Raw genomic sequence first — 2,889 nt, forward strand, 5'->3', positions numbered from 1 at the left:
GGGCCCGACGGATCGTTCCGTCGGGCCCTCTGCCGTACAGAAGGGGTCAGCGCGCGGCCGGAACCGCTCGCCCGTTCGCGGCCGTCGCCGGCTTGGGGTTGAGCAGCCGCTCGGCCAACTCACCGAAGACGAGGCCGAATCCGGCCCACAAAGTCGTCTGGATCGCCAGTGCCGAGAGCCGGAACCGCCACAGCAGCGTGGCCGGGAAACCCTTGGGCACCTCGTTGACGACGGGCAGGAACTGGTAGGCCAGGCCGATCAGGACGGTGAACGCGACCACCGCGGCCACCGTGGCCCACCAGGTGCCAAGGCGCGGGGTGAGCCGCTTGCCCAGGATGGTGACGGCGACCGCCAGCAGGACGCTGAGCAGCATCATCAGGAAGTACAGGGTGGTCCGCTTGCCGATGGTGTCGGGGTTGCCGATCGACGGCGGGTTGGCGGGGTACTTCAGGAACGGCACGACGTACACGGCGAGCAGCGCACAGCCCGACAGCAGCAGCGCCGTGGCGCGCGGGCCGAAGCGGCCCACGCGGCCGAGGGCGAAGCCGAAGGCGAGCGCGGCGATGCCGCCGAAGGCGACCCCGTAGACGAGGACACCGGTGGCGAGGCCGGCGGTCGACTGCAGGGAGCGGGAGACGACCTCCATCTCGTGCTCGTGGGAGTGGGCCTCCTCGAAGCTGATCGCCTTGTCGACGTTCGGCTCACCGAGGACGTACGCCACGACCAGGGCGAGCACACCGGCCGCGAGACCGGCGAGCATGCCCCGGACGAGAAGGTTCCGTACGGTTGCGGAGTTCATGGGCGCGGTGGTGTTCCTGCGTCAGTGGCAGGGGAAGCCCAGCAGGTGGCGGGCGTCGTGCACCCACTCGTGGACGTCCGTGCCGTTGAACACGGAGGTGGCGCCCTGCTCGGCGCCGACGAAGTAGAGCAGGACCAGCATGAGGATGCCGAAGAAGACCGCCCAGGGAGCAATCGCCTTCAGCGGCAGTTTGGCGGGAACGACGGGGGTGGTGGCTGTCGGCTGGGCGACGGTCTGCGCCATGGCAGGACCTCCTCTGGGAGTTCGCGTCCCATCTCGGTGGTGCACAGGACGACGGCCACGGGTCTGACTCACGAGCCCCTGAGGGTCCCGCACACAGTGGCGCGACCGTGCCGGATTTCCACCGGCTTCCGTTTCGCCGTCATCGATATCGGACCGACCGTACCGCGTGACGCGCGCATGGCCAAGACCGCCTCCCTCCCAAGTGATCTTCCTCTCCCACCAGGTGGGACGGTACGAAACCGGTGGGTCGGCGGTGAACGCCCGGCGGGATCACGCGCCCGGTGAGCGGGAATCCGTGCGGCGGCGCGGTGGGGCGAAGGCGTACAGGTCGAGGATGTCCGGCACGGGGGCCACGCCGGGGCCGCCGGCGCGCACCCAGGCGACGATGTCCTCGGTCGCGTCAGGGTCGTTGACGAGCCCGAGCCAGACCGGCCGCGCGCCGGCGGCCCGGCCCGCGGCGGACGGCTGTACGACGACGACGTTGGCCTGGTCGCACACGTCGAGGCAGTCGGAGATGCGCACCGGCACCTCCGCCCGCAGACGCGCGGTCTGCGCCGCGTGATCGACCCCGGTCACCTTGGGACTGCCACAGCAGCAGTCCCGGCACAGGACGACCCGGCACGGTGCCGCACCGCTCTCCGCCGCGGCGTCGTCCGACGCCTCTTCCGCCGGCCTCTCGGGCACGCCGCGTCACTCCCTGCCGTCGCCTTGTGTCGCCGGTCATGATTCCACGGCGGAGAACAGCCGGTCGCCGAGGGCGTGTTCGACTGTGCAGGTGGCGGGAAAAAGGGTTGGGCGGGCTGATCATCGATCTGGTAGCTTGCAGTCGACCGTGAACCCGCCCGAGGAGGTGAGACCCATGAACGCTGTATCCGTATGGGTGCTCCCCCTCGTCGTCACGGTCGGGCGATCGACGTAGGTGTCGCCGGGAGCGCCTGGAGAACAAGGCACTCCCGAAAGGCAACACACCATGAAATCTCTGCAGTTCATCGCCGAGTCGTCCGCCAACGGCCTGATCGAACGCGACTTCACCGTGGGCGAGGTCCCCGGTGTCCTGTGGTCGCCCGCATCCGGCGCGGACCGTGCGCCCCTGGTCCTGATGGGCCACGGCGGCGGCAACCACAAGAAGCATCCCGCGATGGCGGGGCGTGCGCAGCTCCTGGTGAGCGGCTGCGGCTTCCACGTCGCCTGCATCGACGCACCCGGTCACGGCGACCGGCCGCGCACGGCACACGACGAGCAGGAGATCGCCGAGCTGTTCCGGGTGAGGGCGGCGGGCGAGCCGGAAGGCCCGGTCGTCGTCCGCTACAACGCCCACCTGGCGGAGCTCGCCGTACCCGAATGGCAGGCGACCCTGGACGCCCTCCAGGAACTTCCGGAAATCGGCGCCGACGGGCCCGTCGGCTACTTCGGCATCAACATGGGCACCGCGATCGGCGTGCCGCTGGTGGCGATCGAACCCAGGATCACCGCCGCGGTCTTCGGTCAGCACTGGCCCGACGTCCTGGCGGAGCAGGCGAAGCAGATCACCATCCCGATCGAGTACGACATGCAGTGGGACGACGAGCACATCCCGCGCGAGGCCGGTCTGGCGCTCTTCGACGCCTTCGCCTCGCAGGAGAAGACCCTGCACGCCAACGCGGGCAGGCACAAGGAGCTCCCCCGGTTCGAGGCCGCCAGCGCGGTGCGGTTCTTCGCCCGGCATCTCGGCCGAACGGCCGCCGTGCCGGCCTGACATGAGCCGTGGGGGCGCCCCGCCGGCCCGGGGGGCGCCCCCCCCCCCGCCCCGGGGCGGGGGCCGGGGGTGGGGAGCCAGCCGGGGGGGGGGTACGCCCGCCTCTTAGCCC

General features: G+C 70.9%; 4 protein-coding genes and 1 riboswitch. Of the genes, 1 reads left to right on the forward strand and 3 read right to left on the reverse strand.

Going from position 1 to position 2,889, the window contains the following annotated elements:
• Positions 1–46: 46 nt before the first annotated feature.
• The 3 genes from ACWGJ5_RS37135 to ACWGJ5_RS37145 form a co-directional block, all read right to left on the reverse strand.
• Positions 47–799, reverse strand: a complete 753-nt coding sequence (locus ACWGJ5_RS37135; protein ID WP_453314034.1) for a CbtA family protein — start codon at positions 797–799, stop codon at positions 47–49.
• A gap of 21 nt (positions 800–820) precedes the next feature.
• Positions 821–1,042, reverse strand: coding sequence for a CbtB domain-containing protein (locus ACWGJ5_RS37140; RefSeq protein WP_191875862.1), 222 nt, complete (start codon positions 1,040–1,042; stop codon positions 821–823).
• A 36-nt stretch (positions 1,043–1,078) separates the two neighbouring features.
• A riboswitch (cobalamin riboswitch) is annotated at positions 1,079–1,216 on the reverse strand.
• Between the two features lie 96 nt (positions 1,217–1,312).
• Positions 1,313–1,726, reverse strand: coding sequence for a (2Fe-2S) ferredoxin domain-containing protein (locus tag ACWGJ5_RS37145; protein ID WP_453314035.1), 414 nt, complete (start codon positions 1,724–1,726; stop codon positions 1,313–1,315).
• Positions 1,727–2,012: 286 nt separating this feature from the next.
• Between ACWGJ5_RS37145 and ACWGJ5_RS37150 the strand changes: the two genes are divergently transcribed.
• Positions 2,013–2,777, forward strand: a complete 765-nt coding sequence (locus tag ACWGJ5_RS37150) for an alpha/beta hydrolase (RefSeq protein ID WP_453314036.1) — start codon at positions 2,013–2,015, stop codon at positions 2,775–2,777.
• Positions 2,778–2,889: the final 112 nt, after the last annotated feature.

The sequence above is a fragment of the Streptomyces sp. NPDC054783 genome, assembly GCF_053611725.1.